At 40.2% G+C, this 26112-nt stretch carries 21 protein-coding genes; 11 read left to right on the forward strand and 10 right to left on the reverse strand.

Features of this window, described 5'->3' with window-relative positions; genetic code table 11:
* Position 1 precedes the first annotated feature (1 nt).
* Positions 2-376 carry a DoxX family protein gene (locus ACKWBX_RS11785; RefSeq protein WP_413968902.1) on the forward strand — a complete coding sequence of 125 codons (375 nt, stop codon included), beginning with the start codon at positions 2-4 and terminating at the stop codon, positions 374-376.
* On the opposite strand, the gene hemL is transcribed toward ACKWBX_RS11785, so the two are convergent.
* From hemL to ACKWBX_RS11805, 4 genes are read right to left on the reverse strand one after another with little or no spacing between them, the layout of a single operon-like run.
* On the reverse strand, positions 373-1653 hold the full coding sequence (hemL, locus tag ACKWBX_RS11790) for a glutamate-1-semialdehyde 2,1-aminomutase (RefSeq protein WP_413968903.1): 1281 nt from the start codon (positions 1651-1653) through the stop codon (positions 373-375). The two genes, ACKWBX_RS11785 and hemL, sit on opposite strands and share 4 nt — an antisense overlap.
* Positions 1654-1658: 5 nt before the next feature.
* Positions 1659-2495, reverse strand: coding sequence for a glucosaminidase domain-containing protein (locus tag ACKWBX_RS11795; RefSeq protein WP_413968904.1), 837 nt, complete (start codon positions 2493-2495; stop codon positions 1659-1661).
* The gene (locus tag ACKWBX_RS11800; protein WP_413968905.1) at positions 2492-3397 is read right to left on the reverse strand and encodes a 1-aminocyclopropane-1-carboxylate deaminase/D-cysteine desulfhydrase; all 906 of its coding nucleotides are present in this window, start codon (positions 3395-3397) and stop codon (positions 2492-2494) included. The genes ACKWBX_RS11795 and ACKWBX_RS11800 overlap by 4 nt, the downstream gene beginning before the upstream one ends.
* The gene (locus ACKWBX_RS11805; protein ID WP_413969438.1) at positions 3398-3739 is read right to left on the reverse strand and encodes a hypothetical protein; all 342 of its coding nucleotides are present in this window, start codon (positions 3737-3739) and stop codon (positions 3398-3400) included.
* Between the two features lie 175 nt (positions 3740-3914).
* Here ACKWBX_RS11805 and ACKWBX_RS11810 point away from each other — a divergent pair, with 175 nt between their 5' ends.
* Complete coding sequence (locus ACKWBX_RS11810) at positions 3915-4100, forward strand: DUF5522 domain-containing protein (RefSeq protein ID WP_413968906.1); 186 nt, start codon at positions 3915-3917, stop codon at positions 4098-4100.
* A gap of 75 nt (positions 4101-4175) precedes the next feature.
* Complete coding sequence (locus tag ACKWBX_RS11815) at positions 4176-4772, forward strand: DUF4136 domain-containing protein (RefSeq protein WP_413968907.1); 597 nt, start codon at positions 4176-4178, stop codon at positions 4770-4772.
* 53 nt (positions 4773-4825) lie between these two features.
* On the opposite strand, the gene ACKWBX_RS11820 is transcribed toward ACKWBX_RS11815, so the two are convergent.
* Positions 4826-5290: an Lrp/AsnC family transcriptional regulator gene (locus ACKWBX_RS11820; protein WP_413968908.1), complete on the reverse strand. Its 465-nt coding sequence runs from the start codon at positions 5288-5290 to the stop codon at positions 4826-4828.
* Between the two features lie 149 nt (positions 5291-5439).
* Between ACKWBX_RS11820 and ACKWBX_RS11825 the strand changes: the two genes are divergently transcribed.
* Positions 5440-7209: an aromatic amino acid hydroxylase gene (locus ACKWBX_RS11825; protein WP_413968909.1), complete on the forward strand. Its 1770-nt coding sequence runs from the start codon at positions 5440-5442 to the stop codon at positions 7207-7209.
* On the opposite strand, the gene ACKWBX_RS11830 is transcribed toward ACKWBX_RS11825, so the two are convergent.
* From ACKWBX_RS11830 to alaS, 4 genes are all read right to left on the reverse strand, one after another.
* Complete coding sequence (locus ACKWBX_RS11830; RefSeq protein WP_413968910.1) at positions 7181-7795, reverse strand: DUF4230 domain-containing protein; 615 nt, start codon at positions 7793-7795, stop codon at positions 7181-7183. The genes ACKWBX_RS11825 and ACKWBX_RS11830 overlap by 29 nt on opposite strands.
* Positions 7796-7839: 44 nt before the next feature.
* The gene (locus tag ACKWBX_RS11835; protein ID WP_413968911.1) at positions 7840-10284 is read right to left on the reverse strand and encodes a T9SS type B sorting domain-containing protein; all 2445 of its coding nucleotides are present in this window, start codon (positions 10282-10284) and stop codon (positions 7840-7842) included.
* A 126-nt stretch (positions 10285-10410) separates the two neighbouring features.
* Entirely contained in the window at positions 10411-11376 is a 966-nt protein-coding gene (locus ACKWBX_RS11840) for a GSCFA domain-containing protein (protein WP_413968912.1), read from the reverse strand.
* A gap of 66 nt (positions 11377-11442) precedes the next feature.
* Positions 11443-14058, reverse strand: coding sequence for an alanine--tRNA ligase (gene alaS / locus ACKWBX_RS11845; protein WP_413968913.1), 2616 nt, complete (start codon positions 14056-14058; stop codon positions 11443-11445).
* Positions 14059-14162: 104 nt separating this feature from the next.
* Here alaS and ACKWBX_RS11850 point away from each other — a divergent pair, with 104 nt between their 5' ends.
* Genes ACKWBX_RS11850 through ACKWBX_RS11870 form a run of 5 tightly spaced genes read left to right on the forward strand, consistent with a single transcriptional unit; the run spans position 14163 to position 17307 of the window.
* Entirely contained in the window at positions 14163-15140 is a 978-nt protein-coding gene (locus tag ACKWBX_RS11850) for a M23 family metallopeptidase (RefSeq protein WP_413968914.1), read from the forward strand.
* Positions 15140-15469 (forward strand): MerR family transcriptional regulator, encoded by a 330-nt coding sequence (locus ACKWBX_RS11855; RefSeq protein WP_413968915.1) that lies wholly within the window; start codon positions 15140-15142, stop codon positions 15467-15469. Before ACKWBX_RS11850 ends, ACKWBX_RS11855 begins: the two co-directional genes overlap by 1 nt.
* 11 nt (positions 15470-15480) lie before the next feature.
* Positions 15481-16080 carry a LemA family protein gene (locus tag ACKWBX_RS11860; protein ID WP_413968916.1) on the forward strand — a complete coding sequence of 200 codons (600 nt, stop codon included), beginning with the start codon at positions 15481-15483 and terminating at the stop codon, positions 16078-16080.
* Positions 16081-16085: 5 nt separating this feature from the next.
* Positions 16086-16523, forward strand: a complete 438-nt coding sequence (locus ACKWBX_RS11865) for a TPM domain-containing protein (RefSeq protein ID WP_413968917.1) — start codon at positions 16086-16088, stop codon at positions 16521-16523.
* Entirely contained in the window at positions 16504-17307 is an 804-nt protein-coding gene (locus tag ACKWBX_RS11870; RefSeq protein ID WP_413968918.1) for a TPM domain-containing protein, read from the forward strand. Before ACKWBX_RS11865 ends, ACKWBX_RS11870 begins: the two co-directional genes overlap by 20 nt.
* A 175-nt stretch (positions 17308-17482) precedes the next feature.
* Here the strand turns inward: ACKWBX_RS11870 and ACKWBX_RS11875 are convergent, their stop codons facing one another.
* Complete coding sequence (locus tag ACKWBX_RS11875; protein ID WP_413968919.1) at positions 17483-17818, reverse strand: biotin/lipoyl attachment domain-containing protein; 336 nt, start codon at positions 17816-17818, stop codon at positions 17483-17485.
* Between the two features lie 352 nt (positions 17819-18170).
* Here ACKWBX_RS11875 and ACKWBX_RS11880 point away from each other — a divergent pair, with 352 nt between their 5' ends.
* Positions 18171-23738, forward strand: coding sequence for an alpha-2-macroglobulin family protein (locus ACKWBX_RS11880; protein WP_413968920.1), 5568 nt, complete (start codon positions 18171-18173; stop codon positions 23736-23738).
* 14 nt (positions 23739-23752) lie between these two features.
* Positions 23753-26107 carry a penicillin-binding protein 1C gene (gene pbpC, locus ACKWBX_RS11885; protein ID WP_413968921.1) on the forward strand — a complete coding sequence of 785 codons (2355 nt, stop codon included), beginning with the start codon at positions 23753-23755 and terminating at the stop codon, positions 26105-26107.
* The last annotated feature ends 5 nt before the right edge of the window (positions 26108-26112 follow it).

The raw sequence follows: 26112 nt of genomic DNA on the forward strand, positions 1-26112 counted from the left end.
AATGAAAATAGTACGACTCATTCTGATTTTTCTTTTTGCCGCGATGATGCTCCTTGGAGCATTCAATCATTTGTACGCGCCGGAAACTTATGCAGCGTTCATTCCAGAATTTGTTCCGGAATCTTTTGCAAATGTGCTATCAGCAATTGTGGAAGGCCTGATCGGCATTGCTTTAATAGTTCCAAAATATAGAAAATGGGGCGGATTTGGGTTTTTCGTCTTAATGATCGCTTTTTTACCCATTCATATTTGGGACCTGCTCAAAAATACTCCCGCTATCGGTTCAAAGATGGCTGCGATGATTCGTTTGGGTATTCAATTTTTATTGATTGCCGGAGGTTGGTGGATTTATAAAGCAACTCCAAAAGCCAATTAAAAATTCAGTGTTTCCAACGCTTCAATTGTTTCGTCCAAATCGTTATAACTAAGGGCATCGTTCAAAAAATAGCTCTCAAAGGCACTTGGAGGTAGATAGATGCCTTTATGTAGCATCCCATGAAAGTACTTTTTGAACAAATCATTGTTTCCTTTCGCTGAAGAAGCGAAATCCGCAACGGGCCCTTCTGTAAAATGAACGGATATCATACTTCCAAATCTGTTAATTTGATAAGCCAATCCTTTTTTGGAAAGTACCTTGTCCAACCCTTTATGCAAGTACTCCGTTTTATCCGCTAAACTTTGAAAAACCCCGGGTTTATTGTTCAGTTCTGTCAGCATTGCCAATCCGGCACTCATTGCCAAGGGATTTCCGCTCAATGTACCGGCTTGATACACGGGCCCGTCCGGAGCCAAATGATTCATGATTTTTTCCTTTGCCGCAAAAGCACCTACGGGCAAACCTCCACCGATAACCTTTCCAAAGCAAAGAATATCCGCCTTAATTCCCAAAGCTTCTTGAGCACCTCCTTTTGCCAGCCGGAAACCTGTCATTACCTCATCAAAAATCAACAGTATATTTTCGTTTGTGCAGAGTTTCCGTAAGCCTTCCATAAAAGCTTTTGTGGGTACAATGCATCCCATGTTCCCGGCCACGGGTTCAATGATAATAGCGGCCAATTCTCCTTTATTCGCTGCAACGAGAGCCTTCACACCCTCTAGATCATTATAGTTGGCCAACAAAGTGTCTTTAGCCGTTCCTTGGGTAACTCCGGGACTGTTGGGACTTCCAAAAGTGACCGCACCACTACCTGCCTGAATCAAAAAAGAATCCGAATGACCGTGATAACAACCTGCAAATTTGATAATCTTATCCTTTCCGGTATAGCCACGTGCCAAACGAACAGCACTCATACAGGCCTCGGTACCACTGTTCACAAAACGGATTTTATCAATATTGGGCACCATGGATACGGCCAGTTTAGCCAGCTCGGTTTCAATCTCCGTAGGCATTCCAAAAGAAGTCCCCTTTTTAGCTTTTTCGATGACCGCATTCAAGACCGGTTCATGCGCATGACCCAAAATCAAAGGACCCCAAGAGGAAATATAATCTATAAGTTTATTCCCGTCCTCATCGTATAAATAGGCTCCCTTTGCTTCTTTGACAAAAATTGGATCTCCCCCAACCGCTTTAAAAGCCCGCACCGGGGAATTAACGCCTCCCGGAATATATTTTTTTGCCTCTGAGAACAACGCACTGCTTCTTTGATAAATCATTTATACTATTTGTTGATATTGATATTTTTTACCATCAATTTTTGTCCTATGGAGAGTGAGGAATCCCTTAAATTGTTCATCCGTTTCAATTCATCTACGGAAACATAATATTTTTTGGAGATGGCATAAAGCGTATCTCCTTTTCTAACGATGTGAACGGCATCCGAATCCGTAGCGACCAAATCATCATTTTTAAACCCTTGCTTACGGATTTCCTTATCGTATTTGTACAATTGGTATTTCTCGATCAAATAAATCAATTTTTGAGGATATTTCTTATCCGTAGCATAACCCGCTTTTCGCAATCCTTTTGCCCAACTTTTATAATCGGTGTTCCTATAATCGAACAAAAAAGCATAACGGGAACGGGTAGTCAAAAAGATACTATGGTCCCGAAAAGAAAACATGGGATGATTGTATTTTCTAAAACACTCCCCTTTTTCGTCATCATCATGAAAATCATAATCGCCCTGCCATCCTTTATGACATTTAATCCCAAAATGATTGTTTGTTTTCATGGCCAGTTCCCCCTTACCATAGCCACTTTCCAATAATCCCTGTGCCAAGGTAATGCTGGCAGGAATTCCGTAAGCTTTCATTTCCAATTGTGCGATTTCGGAAAACGTTTCGATGTATTCTGAAATAGTTTCTATCTTGAATTTTACAAAACGTCCGGAATCCTTTGGCATAGAAGTATCCGAAGCAGACCTATTCTTAGAAGTTTTATTCCTGTCCGCTGCCAGTACATTTTTTGTTCTGAGCCTATCCGAAGTCGCTTTTTTGGACTTACACCCCAAAACGAATATTCCCAAAACAAAGAGCAGTACAATTTTGTTCTTCATAGCCGTAACAAAGGTAAATTTTTCTTTTTCAGTATCATGTTCATCCCGGCAATTCCTTGCAAACCGCCTGTATGAATGGCCAAAATATTAGTTCCGGTAACAAAACTATCATTCTTAACCCTATCCAACAACCCAAAAATCATTTTTCCGGTATAAATTGGATCTAGAGAAATTCCTGTCTCTATTCTAAAACTGTTGATGAACTCGACTAATTCAGCCGTTACTTTCCCATAACCACCAAAGTGGTAATCCGTATTCAATTGCCAATTATTTTTGTAGACCCACTTCTTTATTTCATTTTCCAGAAAGTTTCCTTTTAATGTCGAAAAACCAATAATCTGTTGTTCGGGTTTAGCCGAATTTATGAGTCCGGCAACGGTTCCGCCAGTACCTACACAAGTACAGACAACATCAAAATCGGTATCGGAATCCGTTAAAATTTCTTCACATCCTTTAATCGCCAATGCGTTTGTTCCTCCTTCGGGAATCAAATAAAAGCTTCCGAATTCACTTTTCAAATCGGTTATAAAATCTTCCTGTTCTTTGGTTCGATACACTTCTCTGGACACAAATTTAAATTGCATTCCGTTTTTATGGGCCAGCTTTAAGGTGGGGTTGGTATGCCACTTATCTCGTAATTCATCTCCTCTTATAATGCCAATGGTCTTGAAACTCTTTTCCTTTCCGGCTACCGCAGTGGCCAGAATATGGTTGGAAAAAGCCCCGCCAAAAGTCAATAATGTATCTATATTTTCCTTTTTTGCCTCTTGAAGATTGTACTTCAACTTTCTGTATTTGTTCCCGGATATAAAAGGATGCAGCTCATCTTCACGCTTTACGGCAAGCGTAATACCTTTACTTTCTAATATAGGAAGATGTATGAATTGATTTTCGCTTTGCACTTAGGCTTTTTTTCCTAGCCAAAGATATTTCATAAAGCTGAATGCCTTTCTTTTTTGAAGATATTGTTCGTTTTGTTCATTGGCATAGGCTTCACGCTCAAAACTAAGATTTTGATAAGCCTTATAACTGTCCAAATACCATATGGTCTTCAACAGCCATTCTAAAACGTATAGGAAATAAAAAGGAATAACCAATAGTTCCAATTGCTGACGCAAATGGATTTTTTCATGGTTAATGAGGGTGGCATCACTTTTTAAGGTATCATCTTTTAAAAATATAAAAGGCCAAAGTGAAAGACCTACGTAGTTTTTATAAAAAAAATGTCTAAAAACCAATATCATACACAAAGCGGTAATGGTTCCAATCAAAGATAAATGCTAAATATCGCTCCTTAAAAAATATGGGATTTTGTTACCAACAATCTCGACAAATGGAAGAAACCAACGGAAAACGCACTCATTTATAGTGGCTTTAGGGTTTAGTTAAGAAGGTTATCAACAGAAAACGATTAATTTTATGGAGGAAATCATAATTTCAGTTCTGTTGAAAGAAATCATTCCTATTGAAGAAGGCGATTTTTATTGGTCGGAAGAGGGTTATCGGGTATTCACCAAACAATTTCACCTTAAAAGAGGTTATTGTTGTGAAAGCGGATGCAGACATTGTCCTTATGGATATGATGCTAAAACAAATAGACAATAACATAAGTTGTTCGGCATGATTTTTGATTTGATATTTAACAAAATAGTTGTAGACAAACCATAAAAATCCATTGTTATGAAAAGATTTAAATATTTGGCCTTACCCTTGCTGGTTTTGGTCTTTTTGAGCTCCTGTACATCAGTTCGCGTATTATCCGATTACGACCAAAAAGCTGATTTCAATGAATATAAATCCTATGCTTTTTATAAAACAGGAATAGACAAGGCCCAAATTTCCGATTTGGACAAAAAACGAATTTTACGTGCCATTGAAACGGAAATGGGCAGTAGAGGCTTTGTAAAATCTGAAAATCCCGATTTATTGGTGAGCATTTTTACCAAAGAACAAGAACGTGTGGACGTCTACAACAACAACTTCGGCTGGGGAGGCTGGGGCGGTTTCGGATGGGGTTGGGGACCTGGTTGGGGCTGGGGACCTGGACTCGGATGGGGTTGGGGACCCGGTTGGGGCGGAAGCCAAGTCAGTACTAGAACAGAAGGTTCACTATATATTGATTTGATCGATACCCAAAGTAAGGATTTGGTTTGGCAAGGAAAGGGCGAAGGCACCTTATCCAACACCAAGAACATAGAAAAGAAAGAGCAACGCATCAAAGAATTTGTTTCCCAAATTTTGGAACAATATCCCCCAAATGCCATTGCTTCAAAATAAAAGTTAGATTACATTGTTTTGATCGGCGATACTTAAAAGTATCGCCGTTTTTTTTATAGCAACGGGTACTGAAAACTATTTTTAGCTTCATTTAAGACAAAAGCACTTTTTACCGCACCAATGTTGGCCAAAGATGCAATTCTCGTTTTGGCGAAATCATAATAATCATCCAAATTTTTAACCGTAATCTTTAGAAGAAAATCAAATTCGCCACCTACCACATAGCACTCTGTCACCTCTTTAAAATCCTGTACTTGTTTTAAAAAATCGTCCATTAGGTTTCCCTTTTGCGCCTCCAAGGATACAAAACTGAAAACCGTGATACTCTCTTCTATTTTTTTAGTGTCCAGCACCGCCACGTAGTTTTGTATATATCCATCCCTTTCCAATCTTTTGATGCGTTCATAGATCGGAGTTTTGGTCAACCCCAATCGATCAGCGATTACGGTAGCAACTGTTTTTGCATCTTTTTCGAGTATCCTTAAAATATCGCGGTCTACACTATCCAACTTTTCCATATCATTTTTTCCTGTTTTGCATTTTAAATCATTCTAAAAATAATATTTATTCCTTCTAAAATAACGTTATAAGGGAATTATTCCCAATTTATTATGAAATAATAAATCAATACACTTATTTTATTATTTTTAATAGAAAATAGTATGCTATGACGTATGAAAGTAATCCTGTTTTAGAGAAGCTTCCCAAGCATTTAAGACAATACATAAAGCCACAGAATTATGAAGAGTATACCTCTATCAATCAAGCGGTTTGGCGTTATGTGATGCGCAAAAATGTGGATTACCTGAGTCAGGTTGCACATTCATCTTATGTAGACGGACTTAAAAAGACGGGCATCTCCATAGACAACATCCCAAATATGTACGGGATGAACCGTATTCTAAAAGAAATTGGTTGGGCGGCCGTGGCCGTTGATGGTTTTATTCCACCCGCCGCCTTTATGGAATTTCAGGCCTATAATGTGCTTGTTATTGCTTCGGACATTCGTCAACTGGAACATATAGAGTATACACCCGCTCCCGATATTATCCACGAAGGTGCGGGGCATGCCCCAATTATTGCCAATCCCGAATATTCGGAATATTTGAGACGGTTTGGAGAAATAGGTTGCAAAGCGATTTCCAGTGCGAAAGATTTTGAGCTCTATGAAGCTGTTAGGCATTTGTCCATCATCAAAGAAGCGAAAGGAACCGACCCTGAAGAAATAACCGAAGCTGAAGAAAAGATTGATATACTTCAAAAAAATATGGGAGAACCCAGTGAAATGGCCATGATCAGGAACCTTCATTGGTGGACCGTGGAATACGGACTCATAGGGAGTTTGGAGCAACCCAAGATTTACGGGGCCGGACTACTGTCCTCTATTGGCGAGAGCGCTTGGTGCATGACGGCTGAAGTAAAAAAAATACCGTATTCCATTGCAGCGGCCCACACGGCTTTTGATATTACCAAGCCACAACCACAGCTTTTCGTAACACCGGATTTTGCCTTTTTAAGTCAGGTCTTGGAAGATTTTGCCAACACCATGGCACTACGTACCGGCGGGTTAAATGGTATTCAGAAACTCATTAACTCCAAAGAACTCGGAACTATAGAATTAAGTACGGGCTTACAGATTTCCGGTAATTTTGAATCGGTAATAGCCTATAAAGGAAAGCCTATCTATTTTCAGACCAAAGGAAAATCTGCCTTGGCATTCCGCGAAAAGGAACTGGTGGGCCAAGATGCGCATCAACATGCAACTGGTTTCGGCTCTCCTTTAGGCAGGTTAAAAGGCATCAATATCGCTATTGAAGATATGAGTCCAAGGGACCTAAAAGCGTACAATATCTATGAAGGAGAGCAAGTTTCGCTGGATTTTGAAGGAGGTATCAACGTGAGCGGTAAGATTATCACTGGAACACGAAATCTTCAGGGACAGATTATCCTTATTACTTTTAAAAATTGTATTGTTTCATACAAAGACAAGGTACTTTTCAAAGCAACGGACGAGCTTTACAACATGGCGATAGGAGAGACTATCGTTTCTGCGTTCAACGGTCCGGCAGATTTAAAAAGTTTTGATCTTATAGACCATGAACTCAGTAAGACCATAACGCAGAAGAGCGATGCATCCGAAACCGCATTAGAAGGGTATTATCAACAAATACGGGATTTTAGGGAAGGTAAAAACACTACTATTTCCAGAAATAAGGTTTTTACCGTGCTGAAAGAAAATTTTCCGAAGGACTGGCTCTTGTCCGTTGAATTATATGAACTAGCGGTGTCCAATGGAGATGCAGAATTTGCTAAGGACATTAAAAAACACTTGGAAAATGTAAAACTTGAAAATCCTAAGCTGGGTAATTTGATCGATGACGGTCTGGAATTGGTAAACGGTATAAAAATCAAGGTGCAAAAACTTTCAGTTCGTTAAAATCGTTTACCGTTTGGGAATTATAGCTCAATTTCCAGCCCATGCTATGGGTCAAAATAAGCAATTTTTGAAGCTCGCTCAAAAGTCTGTTTTTAGCATTGCTTTTTAGAGATGAAGCTTCCACTTTTTGTAAGAGCGATGACTTCACATTATGCTTTATGGCATTGTAATCGCCAGCATCAAAAGGATTTAGATAATCGGCCGTGACATCGTAATACTCAAAATCGGGATTGAGACTTATCTCTGGCTCGGGAATATACTCAAGATATAGTGTCTTGCTCTCTTCATCCAATTTAAATGTCAACTTAGAAAGGTCGTATGCAATCGTTACATCGGCATTTACGACTACCAGAGCTTTTTTCTCGGCGGTCAACAGAGGCCCAAACAGCTCTTTAGAGTCTTTATAATTGTAGACTTCGGCAAAATGGCCTTCGGTCACGATCAATTTAGAAACGTTTTCTATCTGTTGCTGAATCAGCATGGAGTTCTCCTGAAGAATGAAATTTTCATTTTTCCCATCGGAACACGAACGAAAAATGATAAACCCGATCAAAATTATAATAATGGCAATCAGAACCTTTTTCATAAACCTTAACCTTTCCGTTAAAGATACAAAGTCAGGGAAGAAAGTTATCTTTTCAATGCAAAATGACCTGTAAGGCTTTTGCCCGTTTCTGTATCAACGTATTGAAACCAATAATCTGTGGCGGGCATTGGTTTGCCATTAAACTCACCATCCCATGCAGCGTCCAAATCCGGATTCAGTTGTTTTAATAACTTCCCGTATCGATCATAGATATATATGAATATGGTTCCCGTACCTGCAAGTATAGAGGTATCCCATACATCTGATATCATATCTCCGTTAGGTGTAAAATATCTTGGCAATCCTAAAGAAGCACCGTCCGTACATTCCCCAACATCAATAGTTATTGTAAAATTGCGCTCAGATGCACAACCATCCGACTCGGCCCGTACATAAATCGTCTGGCTATCTACAATAGTATCGCCTGCAAGCAACAACGTTCCACCGCCATTGGGCTGTGTATAATAGGAATTATTGTCGCTCAAATTTGGCAAGACATAGGAATTACATGTTTGTACATCTTGTAAATTATCCGCCATGGTACCTGTAACCGTAACCGTAAAGTTACTTTCATCGGTACATCTATTATCGCCAGTCCCCGTAACCGCAAACACATAAATGGTCTGTGTACTTGTAATCACATCACCACTGTCCAATAACGTTCCCGTTCCTCCAGGACCTATATAATAATTATTATTCGCACTTAAATTTTCTAAGGTATACCCGGTATCCTCAACACAAATAACAACATCCGAAAACGTATCCGCAGTTGCTGGCGGATTGGCAATGAGGCTAAAAACCGTTTCGTCAAAACATGTAGAGGAAGCTTCTACCCTCACGGTAATCTGTTGTAGGTCCGCAGTACTGTTCTCATAAGATGGGGTTAGTGTCAGCGGATCTCCCATTGCATTAAAATAAGATACGGTCAACCCAGTTTGTCCATTCAAAACCTGCGATTCAATAGCTGCTATATCCAGCGAAAAGACTGCGAAACCATCATTATCACTATCACAAACCTCAATATCTTCTAGAGCATTCGCAATAGGGCCATCCGTTACGGTAATCGTAATAGGGTTTCTTTCCAAAACCAAATCCGTTACAATGGTGCTGCTGATTTCACAGGTATACACGCCAGAATCCAAGGATTGAACATTGTTGAGCATTAAGCTGGGCGTATTGGAATCAGGTATTTCAATACCTTCCTTAAACCACTTATACACATTAGCGCTACCACTTGCCATCGTTTCTAAAGTAATGGTATCGTCAGCACATACTGTTCTATTTTCCACATCATTGATCGGAGCCTGAGGATTGTCATTAAAGTTTGAAATAGTAACATAATCCACAAATTCATCTTCAAAGTCGCCAAACTGAAAATTATTGAAATCAAAGAAAAAACTATCCAAGCCTGTATTTGATGTTAAATTTGGAATCTGTCCTTCGAAACTATTTTCACTAATATCGAACAAGGTTAAATTGGAGAAATTGGCAAATAATGGGGGTAGAACCCCGCTTAAGTTATTGCCATTAACAATAAACCATATCAAATTGGTCCAGTTGCTGTAGGAGTCAGGTATTTCTCCCTCTATCTGGGTATCCCTAACCACAAAAAATTTCATATTGGTAAGGTTGCCCAACGTAGCAGGGAAAGTTCCGGTGAGTTCTTGCGAACCTATTCTTAAATCCTCTACATTGACAAGATTGCCCAGTTCTTCCGGAATACTTCCTGTTAATTGATTATTGGACAACTCAAAAGTTCTTAAATTAACAAGATTCCCATACTCTGGATAAATGACGCCCGTAAAATTATTCGTTCCCAATTGAAGCCTTTGAAGATTTGTTAAATTTGTAATGGCCAGCGGTATCTCCCCGGATAAATCATTGAATCTAAGGGAAAGAAAAATGAGATTGTTCAGAAGCGTTAATGACATTGGTATTTGACCGGAGAGTTCATTATTCTCTAAGCGAAGCGAAGTAAGGTTCGTCAAATTACCTATGTCCGTAGGGATTTCACCCGAGAATGCATTACTTCTTAAATTTAAGTTGACAAGATTGGTCATACTGGTTATTGTCCCGGGTATTGGACCCGAGAGCTCTCCAATGGCAAGATCTAACACCTCCAATTGGGTAAGGTCCGCTATTACAGACGGCAGTGATCCTACTAAATTATTGCTATTTACGACCATTCCCGAAGGGTTCATGCTAATGGACAGCACATTACTTCCATTGGTAAAAAGACCATACCAATCGTTGGTTACAACAGTAGCGGATAATGGCGTGGCAAAAACCCAATCATTGTTGGGGTCGGCATCTGTTTCACTTACCCAGTTAGGTCCGCCCGTAGCATCATAAAAGGTCTTTAGCACCTCTATTTCGGATAACGGGATCTGTCCGTAAGCCACGCTGATAAAACTGGAAAATAGTACGGAAAGGAATAATCTCTTCATCATTGAACTAAACATTGCATCAATAACGAAAAAATAATTCATATTGTATAGCTTTTTGTTTAGGTAAAAATATCCTGAAAATCCATTTTGTGCTATCATTCCCGGACAAGTACTCTAAAAAATTGATAAAAAGGGTAAGGCACCTAAAAATAAGCAATTCCCAATGTTCTAGTCAAATGAAATTTTCGGGTATCGCTCTTGTAATTTCTGTTTTAAATTTTCCAGCTTTGCGGTAAATTTCCCGTACTGATTGGAATGAATATTGAACGGTCTATGTGCCAAACCTTTTTGAACGGACGCCACATCTTTCATTACACTTTGTGCTTCCCCAGAAATCCATACTTCGGTAAATTTTTCCCAGATATAATCAATTGCTACATCGTTAGGGTGCACCATATCAGCCTTATAAAAGCGATAGTCGCGGAGCTCATCCATCATAATTTCATAAGAAGGGAAATAAGCCTCCCCCCTTCCCCCTCCAAAAAAGGGGGAGCTTAATTTTTTATGAATTGCCGTCACCAAATGCGCCTTGCTTCTTTGGTTTTCTACGAAACCATCTTTTAAATGCCGTACCGGAGATACCGTATAAACAATAGCAGCAGTTTTATTGATTTTTCCGATTTGATGTACTATCCTTTTAAGACTATCCAATACCTCTGGTACCTCCAAAAGCTTTTTATCAAATTCTTTCTGAGGCACTTTATGGCAGTTGGCGACCGTAATTTTACGTTCCTTATGATGGTAAACCCATGCCGTTCCCAAAGTGATGACAATATGTGAGGCCATTTCAATCTGTTTTCGTAATACATGCAAACTTGAATTCAGGTTTTGAAGCAGGTCTTCTTTTGAAACATCGCTCAAATCCGAATGTACATCAAAACAATGCCATCGTTCGTTTAAAAAAAATAGGTCTTTTTCCGTGTAGCTATACTTGTCAATAGCTTTTGTCACGACATTTTCAATGGCCAGAGGATGAAACAATATCCCAAAAGGGTTCTGTACCGATTGAAACTTAAAATAATCCAACTTTGCTCCGATATTTTCAACAAAACAGGACCCCAAAAGCAGTAATCGGCTTTCATAATCAATTTGAGGCTTCGCTTTTTCGAGCGGTATTTGGGTTTGGAGTTTCATTTTTCAGTATTCAGTTATCAGTGAACAGTCATCAGCTTCAGAGGTAGTGCTTACTGTCACTGCCTACTAGGTTAAATAACCTTTGGCTTTCTCCAAAGCCTCATCAATCCCATTAGGATTCTTACCGCCCGCCGTTGCAAAGAAGGGTTGCCCTCCACCACCGCCTTGAATGTATTTGCCCAATTCACGCACAATACTCCCCGCGTTTAGGTTTTTCTCGGCGACCAATTCCTTGGAAATATAACAGGATAATAATGCTTTTCCATTTTGTTCGGTTCCAAAAAGCAGGAATAAATCATTCTGATTTTGCCCCATTTCAAAGGATAAATCTTTAATACCAGCAGCATCTAAATCCACTTTTTTGGATAAAAATCGCACCCCGTTGAGTTCTTGCAACTCATTGTATAAATCACCTTTCAAGCTTTTTGCTTTTTCCTTTAATAACTGTGCGACCTGTTTTTTGAGTTCCGTATTTTCATCTTGCAGTGCCGTTACCGCTTTCACGGGATCCTGGGCTTTACCCAAAGCATCTTTTATTTCATACAACAATCTATTGTTCTCAAAATAGAAATCCTTTACCGCATCACTGGTAATGGCCTCAATCCTTCGTATTCCAGCTGCTACGGCACTTTCCGATTTTATCTTAAAATGCCAAATATCTGACGTATTCTTGACATGCGTACCACCACAAAGTTCAATGGATTTCCCAAATTTTACGGTACGGACCGTATCCCCGTATTTTTCCCCAAATAATGCCATTGCTCCCGCCTCCAAAGCTTCTTTCACGGGTACATTACGTTTTTCTTCAAAAGGAAGTTGCCCTTCTATACGTGCATTCACAAAATTTTCTACCTCACGAAGTTCTTCTACTGTAAGCTTGGAAAAATGTGAAAAATCAAACCGTAAATATTTGGAATGCACTGCGGAACCCTTCTGTTCCACATGTGTTCCCAACACCTCCCGAAGGGCTTGATGCAAGAGGTGCGTTGCGGTATGGTTGGCTTCCGTACGTTGTCTTTGTTTTTGATCCACTACAGCCTTAAAAGTCCCTTCCAGTTTTTGGGGAAGACTCTTGGTAAAATGGATGATTTCGTTGTTTTCTTTCTTTGTATCGATAATATAGACCACATCTCCATCAGCAGATTCCAGATAGCCTTTATCCCCTACTTGCCCACCACCTTCGGCATAAAATGGGGTTAAATTGAAAACCAACTGATATTGTTCCCCGTCTTTTTTAGAGGTGACTTTTCTATATTTGGTTAGCTTAACATCGGTCTGCAACATATCGTAGCCCACAAACTCCTGTTCGCCATCTGCCATTAAAACTTGCCAATCTTCTTTGGAAACTTCCGCAGCGGATTTAGAGCGATTTTTTTGTTGTTGCATAGCGGCCTCAAAACCGGCCTCGTCCAAAGTATACCCTTTTTCGCTAAGAATCAGGGCGGTCAAATCTACCGGGAATCCAAAAGTATCGTACAGTTCAAACGCTTTTTCACCATCTATAGTTTTATTTTTTGCCGACTTGATGATGCTTTCCAATAATACCAATCCTTGATCCAAGGTCTTTAAAAAAGAATGTTCTTCTTCTTTGATGACATTTTCAATGAGTTGCTTTTGTTCCTTAAGTTCCGGAAAGGCATCGCCCATGGTCTGCGTTAATACGTTTACCAAGCGATACATAAAAGGTTCTTTGGTTCCCAAAAAGGTAAATCCGTAGCGTACGGCCCTCCTTAAAATTCTTCGGATGACGTATCCTGCCCCGGTATTGCTTGGAAGCTGACCATCGGCTATTGAAAAGGAAACCGCTCGTATATGATCAGCGATAACACGTATGGCGATATCGTTCTCTTCACTCTTACCATACTCCATTTGACTGATGGTTTCAATCTCCCGTATCAGCGGGGTAAACACATCCGTATCATAATTGGACCGTACGTTCTGCAAAACCATGCACAAACGTTCAAAGCCCATTCCGGTATCCACGTGTTTTGCAGGTAAATTCTCTAAAGAACCATCAGCCTTACGGTTGTATTGCATAAAGACAAGGTTCCAAATCTCTACCACCAAAGGATGGTCTTTATTCACCAAACTGGCTCCAGAAACTTTTTCTTTTTCGGCTGTCGGACGAATATCCACATGTATTTCGGAACATGGTCCACATGGACCTTGATCCCCCATCTCCCAAAAATTATCCTTCTTATTGCCCATGATAATCCTATCTTCGGGCACGATTTTACTCCAAATCGAAAAAGCTTCATTATCCTTTTTCAAATTGTCCGTATCGTTACTTCCTTCAAAAACAGAGACATAGAGACTTTCCTTATCAATCTTAAAGACATCGGTCAACAATTCCCAGGCCCAAGTAATGGCCTCCTCTTTAAAGTAATCGCCAAAGCTCCAATTACCAAGCATTTCAAACATGGTATGGTGATAGGTATCCTTGCCTACTTCCTCCAGATCATTGTGCTTACCACTTACCCTAAGGCATTTTTGCGTATCCGTTATCCGCGAATTTTTGGAATCATTGATCCCCAAAAAGAATTCCTTGAATTGGTTCATTCCCGCATTGGTAAAAAGCAGGGTCGGGTCATCCTTTATGACCATAGGTGCAGAAGGAACTATTTTATGTTTTTTTCCTTCAAAAAATTTCAAAAACCGCTTTCTTATTTCCTTGGAATTCATCTAAAATGGTAAGCTTTTACAAATTTTAACTGTTTATACAAAACAATTTTTATATTTGTTTGTTGTGTTAAAAACAAAGCACAAAAATAGGATAAAATCCAATCATGTCTAAGGTAAAATACTATTACGACCCGGATACGCTATCGTACCGTAAGATTGAACCGCAAAAGTCCAAACGTTATAGAAATATTGGGTTTTTCTTTTTAGGTTCTTTTCTATTTGGGCTATTAGGACTTATACTTTTACTCAACACCAACCTCATCAATACCCCAAGGGAGCTTTCTTTACAGCGCGAAGTGAAAAATTTTGAGCTTCAATTTGAACTTTTGGACAAAAAAATGGAGCAGATCGAGGATGTTCTTGCCAATATTGAGGAACGTGACAATAATATCTATCGCCTCTATTTTGAGGCCAACCCCATATCCGAAGAGCAACGAAGAGCTGGTTTTGGGGGTATAAATCGATATAAATCATTAGAGGGATTCAATAATTCCGAAATGATAATTTCCACGACCAAAAGATTGGATATCATAAAAAAACAAATAGCCATACAATCCAAATCATTGGACGAGATTACCAAATTGGCCAAAGAAAAGGAAAAGTTGTTAGAGGCCATACCCGCCATACAACCCATAAACAATGAAGACCTTAAGCGTATGGCATCCGGTTACGGATGGCGCTCCGATCCCTTTACCAAAGCACGAAAAATGCATTACGGAATGGATTTCACCGCACCCAGGGGCACTCCTATTTATGCGACCGGTGACGGAAAAATAACGCGTGCGGACAACAATTCCTCAGGTTTTGGAAAGCACATACGTATTGACCATGGTTATGGCTATTTGAGCCTTTACGCCCATTTGAGCAGATATAATGTCAAAAAAGGACAAGAAGTAAAACGAGGGGACCTTATCGGATTTGTGGGCAGCACCGGACGTTCCGAGGCACCACACTTACACTATGAAGTCTGGAAGGACAAGGACCGCATAAACCCCCTTAATTTTTACTACGGAAGTTTATCTCCGGAGGAATATCAGAACATGCTGAAATACGCGAATCAAGAAAACCAATCCTTGGATTAATGCAAGTAGAACTCCCGGAAAAAAGGTATTACGGCATAGGCGAAGTTGCCCGGGCCTTTGGGGTAAATACCTCCCTAATACGTTTTTGGGAGAAAGAGTTTGACGTCTTGCAGCCCAAGAAAAATGCCAAGGGCAATAGAAAGTTCACACCACAGGATATCAAGAACCTTCAGTTAATCTACCATTTGGTCAAGGAACGCGGTTTTACGCTAGAAGGGGCAAAAATCCATTTAAAGGAGGAAAAACAAAAGACACTTTCCAATTTTGATATCATCCAAAAACTGGAGCGCGTTAAATCCGAACTTTTGAAAATCAAAGAACAACTTTAAACAACACGACCATGAAAAAAGGAATTATTGTACTTATAGTTCTAGCCCTGATCGGCTTTGGATTATATAGTTGGGGCGTTGGCTTTAATAACACCGCCATAAGCCTAAAGGAAACCTCTACAAAAACGTGGGCCAACGTAGAAAGTGCCTACCAACGTAGAAACGATCTTATAGGAAACTTGGTTAAAACGGTTCAAGGAGCGGCGGATTTTGAAAGGGGAACTTTAAAAGACGTCATAGAGGCACGGTCCAAGGCCACTTCCGTGAGTATAGACCCAACGAACATTACGCCTGAGCAATTGAATCAGTTCAATCAGGCACAAAGCGGATTGAGCGGTGCTTTAAGCAGATTATTGGTAACCGTGGAACGCTATCCGGATTTGAAATCCAACCAAAATTTTCTGGAACTACAATCCCAATTGGAAGGAACGGAAAATAGGATAAATGTAGCCAGAGACCGCTTCAATGCTACGGTAGAGCCCTATAACCTTCATATTAAAAAGTTTCCGAATTCCATTTTGGCCAGTATCCTAAATTTTGATGAACTGGCTTACTTTAAGTCTGAAGCTGGTTCCGAAAAGGCTCCCGATGTAGATTTTGACTTCGAATAAAGCCTATGTCCAAAGTTGAAGATTTTCTCACACAATCCGAAGAGGAAGAAATCGTTGAAGCCATTTTAAAGGCCGAAAAAGAGACCTCTGGGGAAATTCGTGTACATATCGAAGCCCATACCCACATGGAACATATGGATAGGGCAAAGGAAATTTTTCACTTTCTTAAAATGGACAATACCAAAGATGAAAATGGTGTTCTTATCTATGTTGCCGTTAATGACCGAAAATTCACAATTTACGGAGACAAGGGAATTGACAAAGTAGTACCTAAAGATTTTTGGGACACCACTAGGGATGCTATTCAAGAAAAATTTCAAGAAGGCCATTATAAGGAAGGAATCGTTGCGGGGATTCTAAGTGCTGGCAAAGAGCTGCAGGCGCATTTTCCTTGGCATCACGGAGATACAAATGAACTGAGCAATGAGATATCCAAAAGCTAGTATTGCTTTTCTACTTTTCCTTGTTTGTCTTCCGTTATGGAGTCAGTTCCAGATTCCCAAAAAACCAACGTTGGAAACGAGCGTTTACGATTATGTAAACCTTTTACAACCATCCCAAAAGAAAACTCTAGAGCAAAAACTTATCCGATATTCGGATAGTACCTCTACCCAAATCGTTATTGCCATTATTGGTAGTACGCAAGGAGAGAATATCATCTACCTCGGTGCACAGTGGGGACAAGAATGGGGTATTGGCCAAAAAGGGAAAGACAATGGTATTCTTATCTTATTGGCACGTGACGATAGGAAAATAGCCATAAATACTGGATACGGTGTGGAGGGCTCGTTAACGGATGCCATGTCCCGAAGAATCATTGAGGGGGTCATTGTTCCGGAATTTCGTAGCGGAGATTATTTTATGGGATTGAGCAAAGGCAGTGATGCCATTTTTCAGGTCTTAACGGGCGAGTTCAAGGAAGACCGAACGTTCTCGACCAACGATGGCTTTCCACTAAAAGCCTTGCTTCCTATCCTAATTTTCATCATTATCATGATTATCCTGTCCAAACGCAATAAGCGCAATGGTGGTGGTCGCGGTGGAAGAAGAGGGTCCGGACTCGACCTTTGGGATGTTATTATCCTAAGCAATATGGGCCGAAGTGGGCGTTCCAGTGGAGGTTTTGGCAGCGGTGGTTTTGGCGGTGGTGGAAGTTTCGGGGGTGGCTTTGGCGGCGGCTTCGGTGGAGGTGGCTTTGGCGGCGGAGGTGCTTCTGGGGGGTGGTAGATAAGGAATTAGGAAAAATATTCTTTTAAATAATCAGCTGACGGTTTTGAGTGTAATTATTTAGGAAAAACAACCAACAGAATTTTCCATCAAATACCAAGTCTTTGCATAAAATAAAGGATTTAAATTTGGAAATCCTTCCACAATAGATTGCACCTATTTTTGTTGTAAATTTTTATTCTCCTTTGATTTCGGCTAGAATTGTACCACCCTCAACTTTTTGTCCAATCATTTTGAAGAAAACCAGTTTTCCACCAACAAAAGTTTCAAATTCAAATCTTTGTTCTTTATTTTCCACGGTGCCAATAATATCTCCTGGTCGAATTAATTGTCCTTTTTCAAAAAACCATTCCTTAACTCTCCATTCGCTTGAGTTGTCAAGTCCATCTGGGAATATTATTTTTTCCAATTCTCCATTTTTGAGAATACGACCTTTTTGCTCCTGTTCTGTTTTTAAATTTGAACTATCAAGTCCAAATTTTTCTATCTGTTTGATTATCCACTTTCTCATTTTTTAATTTACTACAACTTATTTATAATGACATAAAACAAATCCATATCCCACCAAAATAGCAATAAAACCAATATAATCACTTTCCCGCGCTAGAACTTTTTGAACAATGAACAAAGGTTCTCATTCCCATTCTAGTTTCTCATTTCTAGTTTCCTGTTTCCTGTTTCTTTAAACCAACATCACCGTTTTCCCAATTTTTTCACAAAGAAAATCCAAACGAGAATCGAGTCTCGTAACTCTTATAACAACTACTCTCTAAAAATCCCCTTTTCCAGTGAATCAATACACTACATTTTAAGGTATCTTGCTATGGCATAAAGCCAAAGTTTAATTCTAAGATTTCCAGAAAATGGGCCGTATTCTAAAAGTAATTTTTGCTTTGTTGTTCCTCATCCTAAGTTCTTGCAAGGACAAAAAGGACAACACCACATTAAACACGGATAATCTCTTTAAGTTTAAGGAGTATATCAGTTTTCATACCCATGGCAATCAAAGTATTGCTTCGCCCATACGTTTTGTGCTGTCCAAACCGCTAGAGCAGTTTGAGGTTACCCAAGAATTACCTTCTGAATACATCAAAACCAATCCAAAGATAAAGGGCAAACTTTCCATTGAAAATGGTACGGAATTACTATTTCAACCCGATGATTACTTGGAACCGGACACCACCTATGAAGTAACGCTTCTATTGGACAAACTCTATGAGGATATTGATTCGGAATACAAAAAATATACGTTCGCTTTTAAGACCATAGCTCCTAATTTTAAGGTAGACCTAAATGATTTACAGTCCTATAGCAAAGACTGGCAGTACCTTGAGGGAACTTTGGAAGCATCGGATTTAATAACGGCCGAAAACGCCAAAAGCATACTTCAGGTAAAGCAGGCAGATAAAAACATTCCCGTAAAATGGATGAATACCAGTGAGCACAGTAATTATTTCAATTTTAAAATCGATAGCATCAACCGTAAAACCGAAGATTCCGAACTTGTTATTTCATGGAACGGGGAAGCCCTGGGAGTGGATAATGTAGGAACCGAAAAATATACCATCCCGGGATTGAACAAGTTCGTAGTCCTAAATGCGAGAACGGCCACTGCTCCAAACGCTTCATTGACCCTGAATTTTTCAGAACCGCTACAGGCCAATCAAAACCTGAACGGTCTCGTGACCATCGAAAATGCCGAAACGCTGCGTTATGAGATTGATGGCAACGTATTAAAAGTATATCCCTCCAATCGTATTTTGGGCCAGGTCAGGGTCAATGCCTTTGAAGGCATAAAAAGTGCCTATGGTTTTACCCTGAGCAAAACCTTTTCGGAGCTTGTTTCCTTTGAGCAATTGAAACCACAGGTAAGGCTTATTTCCAAAGGCTCTATTCTTCCAAACGCCTTAAAAACACCCATTTATTTTGAAACGGTAAACCTTTCCGCGGTGGAAGTTAGGGTCATTCAGGTCTTTGAGGATAATATGCTCCAGTTTTTACAGAACAATGACATAGGACAACGGTATAATTCGGACCTCAGACCCGTGGGCAGAAGGGTTGCCTATAAAGTCATTCCTTTGGAAAATAGCGGAGGCAAAAATAATGGTTATTGGAAAGCACATGCCTTGGACCTCTCAAAACTGATTCAAATAAACCCGGGATCTTTATACCGCGTAGAGTTTAGTTTTAAGAAAGAACATACCCTTTATACCTGCGGAGATTCCCCTGAAACGGTCGATGATGATTTCATCGCGGATTCCCAACAAAGCACTACTGAGGAAAGTTTAGAAGAAAAGTACTGGGACAATGAGATCTATTACTGGAGAAATTACGATTATGATTGGGACGAGCGGGACAATCCCTGTCATAGCGCATACTACAATGCGGAGCGGGTGGCGTTCACCAATCTGCTAGGGAGCGACCTTGGGTTGATTGTAAAAAAGGGAAACAATAGGACCTATCATTTTGCGACGACCAACCTCTTGACCACAAATCCGGAATCGAATACCAACATTAAACTGTATAACTACCAGCAGCAGCAACTCGCCGAAGTGACCACGGACGCAAACGGATTTGCAGTGTACGACGGGGAAGCTTCAATCGCTTTTGCCGTAGCGCAAAAAGAAAACAATTATGCCTATGCCAAATTGATGGATGGCAATGCCATTTCCCTGAGTAAGTTCGATGTTTCCGGTGAGAGCTTACAAAGTGGCCTACAAGGGTTTCTTTATACGGAACGAGGTGTGCACAGACCAGGAGATACCGCCCACCTGACCTTTGTCCTAGATGACCGGAACAATCCGTTACCTAAAAATCACCCTGTGGTACTGGAAGTATCGGACGCCCGTGGAAAATTGGTGCAACGTAATGTTTTAAAGAACAATCCTATTAAAGTCATGGATGGCCTTTATGCCAAAAAAGAGAACAATTTTTACTACTTCCCCATCCCTACGAAACCGGATGCGCCAACTGGTACTTGGAATGCCAAAATAGTAGTAGGCGGCGCCGTTTTCAATAAAAACTTAAAAATAGCTACGGTAAAACCAAACCGATTAAAAGTAAACTTTGAATTCGAGGAAGAAGTCTTAAAGGCTAATGAAAAAGCAGTCGGTAATGTAAATGTACAGTGGCTGCATGGCGCACCCGCTAGAAATTTAAAAATCGACATTAATGCAAAACTTCAGGCAACCACTACTTCTTTTGAGAAATTTAAGGACTATCAATTTCAAGACCCGATCAGAACGTTCAACGAAACCGAAATACAATTTCTCAATAGTAAATTGAACGAAGAGGGCAATCTGAGCATCAATCAAAAAATTAATGTGAACGCTAAAGCACCGGGCATGCTCAAAGCAACTTTTACCACAAAGGTTTTTGAAGGTGGTGGGGATTTTTCCATCGATGTATTTTCAAAAAACATAGCGCCTTTCAGTCATTTTGTGGGATTAAAATCCCCAAAAGCGAAGAGATACGGTTCTTTTTTAACGGATGAAAACACCGAATTCGATTTGGTTTCCGTGGATGCTGACGGCAAATCCGCAGGAAATAGAAAATTGGATGTAAAAGTCTTTAAAATCGAATGGCGCTGGTGGTGGAACAGAGGGTACGATAACCTTTCGCGCTACGAAAATGCTACTGTACACCGGCCTTTTAAGGAAATGACCGTCACGACTTCAGCCAATGGAAAAGGAACTTTCAAAGTAAATGTTCCAGATAATGATGGCGGTAGGTATTTGATACGAGTCATTGATCGTGCTTCTGGTCATGCAACAGGAAGACCCGCTTATTTTTATCGAAATTGGTGGCAAAGACCGGCCTCTAACGATACCGAAAGTTCTAAAATTTTGATTTTTTCTGCAGATAAGGAAACCTACCAAACCGGGGAGCAGGCAAAAATTACTTTTCCTTCGGATGCAGGGGGAAGAGCCCTGTTAAGTGTAGAAAACGGTTCCGAAGTACTTTCCCAGCAGTGGATCGAAACCCAATCCGTAGAAACACATGCCAGTATTCCTATTACAGAGGAGATGGCTCCCAATGTATATGTGAATATTTCCTTGTTACAACCACATGGAAAGGTAAAAAATGACTTGCCCATACGTCTGTACGGTGTGGTATCGCTTTTGGTGGAAAATGTAGCTACCAAATTGCGGCCTAAACTCCAAATGCCGGATGTGCTACAACCGGAAAAATCTTTTGAAGTCACCGTTTCCGAGGAAAACAGAAAACCAATGACCTACTCCTTGGCAGTGGTGGACGACGGATTATTGGATTTAACCCGATTCAAAACACCGGATATTCACAGTGCCTTTTATGCACGGCAAGCTTTAGGCGTAAAGACTTTTGACATTTTTGATGATGTTATGGGAGCCTATTCCGTAAGTGTGGGTAATATCTATGCCATTGGAGGTGGCGATATTGCCCAAGGTTCCAAAAATAGAAAAGCACAACGTTTTAAACCCGTTGTCACGTATCTAGGTCCATTTACGTTAAAAGCGGGCGAAACAGCGAACCATACGATTGAAATGCCCAATTATGTAGGTTCCGTACGTACCATGCTCATAGCAGGGAATGCAAATAGTGCTTATGGCAATAATGAAAAAACTACACCGGTCAGAAAACCTTTGATGGTGCTCACGTCGTTGCCTAGAAAATTATCCCCTGGGGAAACGGTTACTATTCCGGTCACGGTATTTGCCATGGAGAAAAAAGTGAAAAATGTAAGTGTATCCATCAATACCGGCAAAGCACTTGAACCTCTTGGCCCTTCTTCAAAATCGATTACTTTTAATTCGGTAGGAGAGCAAATCGTGAATTTCGATTTTAAAGTGAATCCGTCCACTTCTTTTCAAACCATAAAAGTAAAAGCTACGGGAGCAGGGGAAACCGCAAGCAATGAAATAGAGATTGATGTTGAGAATCCGAATCCGGTGACCACAAAAAGTATATTGTACACTTTGGAGGCCAATGCATCAGAAGACATTTCTTTTGAAACCTTTGGTACTTCCGGAACCAATACAGCGGTTATGGAATTCTCTACCTTACCTCCGATGGATTTCTCGAAACGTCTGGAATATCTCGTACGGTATCCGCATGGGTGCGTTGAGCAAACTACATCGGCTGCGTTTCCGCAATTATTTCTGGCCGATGTTTTGGACATCGATTTTGAAAAGAAAAAAGAAACGGAGAAAAATGTAAAAGCAGCCATCAAAAGATTGAACGGGTTTCAATTATCCAACGGCGGGCTTGGTTATTGGCCAGGCGCAAGGGAAGCTGATGATTGGGGAACTTCCTATGCCGGACATTTTATGTTGGAAGCTAAACAAAAAGGATATCAATTACCGCTCACTTTTTTGAACAATTGGCTCAGGTATCAAAAGAACCAAGCAAAACAATGGAGCGGTAAACGTTATAATTATAATACCGATTTAGTCCAAGCGTATAGACTTTACACGCTGGCCTTGGCTCAACAACCGGAATTGGCCGCCATGAACCGCTTACGGGAAACCAAAAATTTGAGCAATGAAGCCAAGTGGCGTCTGGCAGCCGCATATGCACTTGTTGGTAAAAAAGAAGTGGCAAAAACACTTTTACAGAAAGCCAATATCAATTTTAAAGCGAATGATTACGATTATAGAACCTATGGTTCCGTTTTTAGAAATAGGGCGATGGCTCTGGAAACGCTGACCTTGTTGGGAGATTCCCAACAAAAAGAACTGGCCCTATCGCTATCCAAGAACCTGTCGTCCCAAAGATGGTATAGCACGCAGGAAACCGCCTATGCATTATTGGCCCTGGCGAAAATGGTCGTTAAAAACGGTGGAAAAGCTATTGATGTAACATTTACCCAAAATGGAAAAAAAGTCAGCGTGAAGACCGATAGAGCTATTGCGCAACGACCCATTACCATCGCTGGTTTTACCAATAACATTCAAATAGAAAACAAACAGGGAAATATTGTTTATGCTACCTTGACCCAAAGCGGAAAATTACCTGTTGGACAAGAACTGGCACAACAGAAAAAACTGAGCCTAAAGGTGGACTATAAAGATACCGCAAATAAAAGCATCGGTATTTCTACTTTACGACAAGGAACAGAGCTGGAAGCAAAAATAACGGTGTACAATACCACGAACGATACCATGGAAAATCTAGCCCTGACCCAAATTGTGCCCAGTGGATGGGAAATTGTAAATACTTCCTACACGGATAATGGCGATAGCAATACCAGTAAGGCAGATTATATAGATATCCGCGATGACAGAACACATTTCTACTTTGATCTAGGCGCTAAAAAAGCGAAAACGTTCCGAATAAAATTGAACGCATCGTTTTTGGGGGATTATTACCTGCCCGGTAGCCAAGTGGAAGCTATGTATGACAATACGAGCTACGCAAGAAATAAGGGGCAGTGGGTGAAGATAATTCGTTAATTAGGACGAATAATATGTTAAAAAAACTTCTCAAAAAACATCGGATAAAACTTGGTGTATTCCTAGTTCTATTTGGTGTTTGGTTTTTTTGCCTGCCCTCCGTTTTATTCAAAACGCCCACTTCTACAGTGGTAACCAGCGCAAACGGGGCTTTGATAGGCGCAAGAATAGCCGATGATGGACAATGGCGTTTCCCTAAATTGGATTCGGTTCCCCATAGATTTAAAGAAAGTATCTTATTATTTGAGGATGAGTACTTTTACGAGCACCCAGGATTTAATCCTATCTCCATTTTTAATGCGATAAAACATAACCTTACAAAAAAGACACGTCGAGGTGGAAGCACGATTACCCAGCAGGTAATTCGTCTGAGCAGGCTTAACAAAAATCGTACTTATTTTGAAAAAATCATAGAACTGGTCATGGCAACACGACTGGAATTTAAATATTCAAAAGACGACATCTTGAAACTCTATGCCACGCACACGCCCTATGGAGGTAATGTTGTTGGTCTAGAAACGGCTTCATGGCGTTATTTTGGTATTGATGCACATGAACTCAGTTGGGGCCAAGCTGCCACACTAGCGGTATTGCCCAATGCGCCTTCGCTTATTTTCCCTGGGAAGAATGAAGCGCTGTTACTTAATAAACGTAACCGACTCTTAAAAAAACTATTTAAAGAAGAAAAGATTGATAAAACCACTTACGAACTGGCCTTGATGGAACCTTTACCTAACAAGCCGCTACCATTGCCCAACATATCCCCCCATTTGACCGAACGTATTAAAAAAGAATATACAGGGCAACGCATCAATACCAGTATAAATTACACCCTACAACAACAGGCCAATGTTATTGCCAAAACCCATTATGAACGTTTAAAACAGAATGAAATCAATAATCTGGCCATCTTGGTCCTTGATGTCGAGACGCGCAAGGTTTTGGCCTATGTGGGTAATTCGCTATCGGATAAAAACAATGCCAATTATGTTGATATTATTACCAAAAATAGAAGTACGGGCAGTACTTTAAAGCCCTTATTATTTGCTTCGCTCCTGGACGAAGGCCAACTTTTGCCAAATACCTTGGTCATGGATATTCCTACGGTAATCAACGGATATAATCCTAAAAATTTTGATAAGAAACATGCTGGAGCAGTGCCGGCAAATAGAGCATTATCACGCTCCTTAAATGTTCCCGCCGTGAGATTATTACGCAAATATGGTTTACAGAAGTTCTATAATAAATTGAAGAAAATAAATCTGAAATCTCTAAATAAACCTGCTGGTCATTATGGTCTTGCGCTTATCCTTGGTGGTGCGGAAAGTTCGCTTTGGGAAATTACACAGACCTATGCGGGAATGGCAGCGTCCCTAAATTATTTTTCTAAGAACATGAGTGTTTATAGAACGAAAGAATATGCCTCGCCAAACTATTTAAACCAAAAAGTTATGGATTTTGGCGAAACCAACTTTGAAACAAACGGATTCAATGCAGGGGCAATTTATCACACTTTTAAGGCGATGAAAGATGTAAATAGACCGGAAGGCGATGAAAACTGGCAGTTTTTTGATAGCTCTCAGCCTTTGGCTTGGAAAACCGGAACCAGTTTTGGTTTTAAGGATGCATGGGCCGTGGGCGTTACCCCAAAATACGCCATAGGGGTTTGGGCAGGCAATGCCGACGGTGAGGGAAGACCTGGCCTAACAGGTATTACTGCGGCGGCACCAATCCTTTTTGAGGTTTTGGACCGATTGCCCTACAGTGGTTGGTTTGCGGAACCTCTCGACGATTTGGTAGCATTGGAAATTTGCGAAAAAAGCGGCCATGGCGCATCATCTTATTGCGTTAATTCCGCAAGAGTTTTAGTCCCTATAAATGGAACAAAAAGTAAATCTTGCCCTTATCATAAGCCTTTGAATTTAGATAGCTCAGGAAAATATCAGGTAAATGCCTCCTGCTACCCGTTAGAGAATATCCAAACTAAAAGTTGGTTCGTTCTGCCCACAATTATGGAATATTATTATTCCAGTGCCAACACGGATTATAGAGTTCCTCCACCATTTTTAGAGGGTTGTTCCGTTGGTGAGAGTGAATTAATGGAATTCATCTATCCCAAAAAGAATGAAGTTGTGTTACTGCCAAAAGATTTAGGAGAGAAAAAAACCGAAGTCATTTTTAAGTTGGCCCACCAATTACAGAACAGTCAAGTTTATTGGTATTTAAACAACACCTATATTGGAGATACACAGGATTTTCATGAAATGATTTTACCTATTACTACCGGAACCTATCAGTTAACGGCCGTTGATGGTGAGGGAAATCAAATTCAACAGACGTTAAAAGTAAAAATGGCTTCTCAGAATTGATATCT

Origin of the sequence: Maribacter algae, assembly GCF_047345745.1 — a bacterium.
Lineage (GTDB): Bacteria > Bacteroidota > Bacteroidia > Flavobacteriales > Flavobacteriaceae > Maribacter.

Excerpts from the sequence above, each read along its gene's own strand:
- ACKWBX_RS11840 (WP_413968912.1), bottom strand. The coding sequence starts at position 11,376 with ATGAAACTCCAAACCCAAATACCGCTCGAAAAAGCGAAGCCTCAAATT.
- ACKWBX_RS11810 (WP_413968906.1), top strand. The coding sequence starts at position 3,915 with ATGGAGGAAATCATAATTTCAGTTCTGTTGAAAGAAATCATTCCTATT.
- pbpC (WP_413968921.1), top strand. The coding sequence starts at position 23,753 with ATGTTAAAAAAACTTCTCAAAAAACATCGGATAAAACTTGGTGTATTC.
- ACKWBX_RS11825 (WP_413968909.1), top strand. The coding sequence starts at position 5,440 with ATGACGTATGAAAGTAATCCTGTTTTAGAGAAGCTTCCCAAGCATTTA.
- ACKWBX_RS11880 (WP_413968920.1), top strand. The coding sequence starts at position 18,171 with ATGGGCCGTATTCTAAAAGTAATTTTTGCTTTGTTGTTCCTCATCCTA.
- ACKWBX_RS11815 (WP_413968907.1), top strand. The coding sequence starts at position 4,176 with ATGAAAAGATTTAAATATTTGGCCTTACCCTTGCTGGTTTTGGTCTTT.
- ACKWBX_RS11830 (WP_413968910.1), bottom strand. The coding sequence starts at position 7,795 with ATGAAAAAGGTTCTGATTGCCATTATTATAATTTTGATCGGGTTTATC.
- ACKWBX_RS11795 (WP_413968904.1), bottom strand. The coding sequence starts at position 2,495 with ATGAAGAACAAAATTGTACTGCTCTTTGTTTTGGGAATATTCGTTTTG.
- ACKWBX_RS11860 (WP_413968916.1), top strand. The coding sequence starts at position 15,481 with ATGAAAAAAGGAATTATTGTACTTATAGTTCTAGCCCTGATCGGCTTT.
- ACKWBX_RS11835 (WP_413968911.1), bottom strand. The coding sequence starts at position 10,284 with ATGAATTATTTTTTCGTTATTGATGCAATGTTTAGTTCAATGATGAAG.
- ACKWBX_RS11805 (WP_413969438.1), bottom strand. The coding sequence starts at position 3,739 with ATGATATTGGTTTTTAGACATTTTTTTTATAAAAACTACGTAGGTCTT.
- ACKWBX_RS11870 (WP_413968918.1), top strand. The coding sequence starts at position 16,504 with ATGAGATATCCAAAAGCTAGTATTGCTTTTCTACTTTTCCTTGTTTGT.
- ACKWBX_RS11850 (WP_413968914.1), top strand. The coding sequence starts at position 14,163 with ATGTCTAAGGTAAAATACTATTACGACCCGGATACGCTATCGTACCGT.
- ACKWBX_RS11865 (WP_413968917.1), top strand. The coding sequence starts at position 16,086 with ATGTCCAAAGTTGAAGATTTTCTCACACAATCCGAAGAGGAAGAAATC.
- alaS (WP_413968913.1), bottom strand. The coding sequence starts at position 14,058 with ATGAATTCCAAGGAAATAAGAAAGCGGTTTTTGAAATTTTTTGAAGGA.
- hemL (WP_413968903.1), bottom strand. The coding sequence starts at position 1,653 with ATGATTTATCAAAGAAGCAGTGCGTTGTTCTCAGAGGCAAAAAAATAT.
- ACKWBX_RS11855 (WP_413968915.1), top strand. The coding sequence starts at position 15,140 with ATGCAAGTAGAACTCCCGGAAAAAAGGTATTACGGCATAGGCGAAGTT.
- ACKWBX_RS11820 (WP_413968908.1), bottom strand. The coding sequence starts at position 5,290 with ATGGAAAAGTTGGATAGTGTAGACCGCGATATTTTAAGGATACTCGAA.
- ACKWBX_RS11875 (WP_413968919.1), bottom strand. The coding sequence starts at position 17,818 with ATGAGAAAGTGGATAATCAAACAGATAGAAAAATTTGGACTTGATAGT.
- ACKWBX_RS11785 (WP_413968902.1), top strand. The coding sequence starts at position 2 with ATGAAAATAGTACGACTCATTCTGATTTTTCTTTTTGCCGCGATGATG.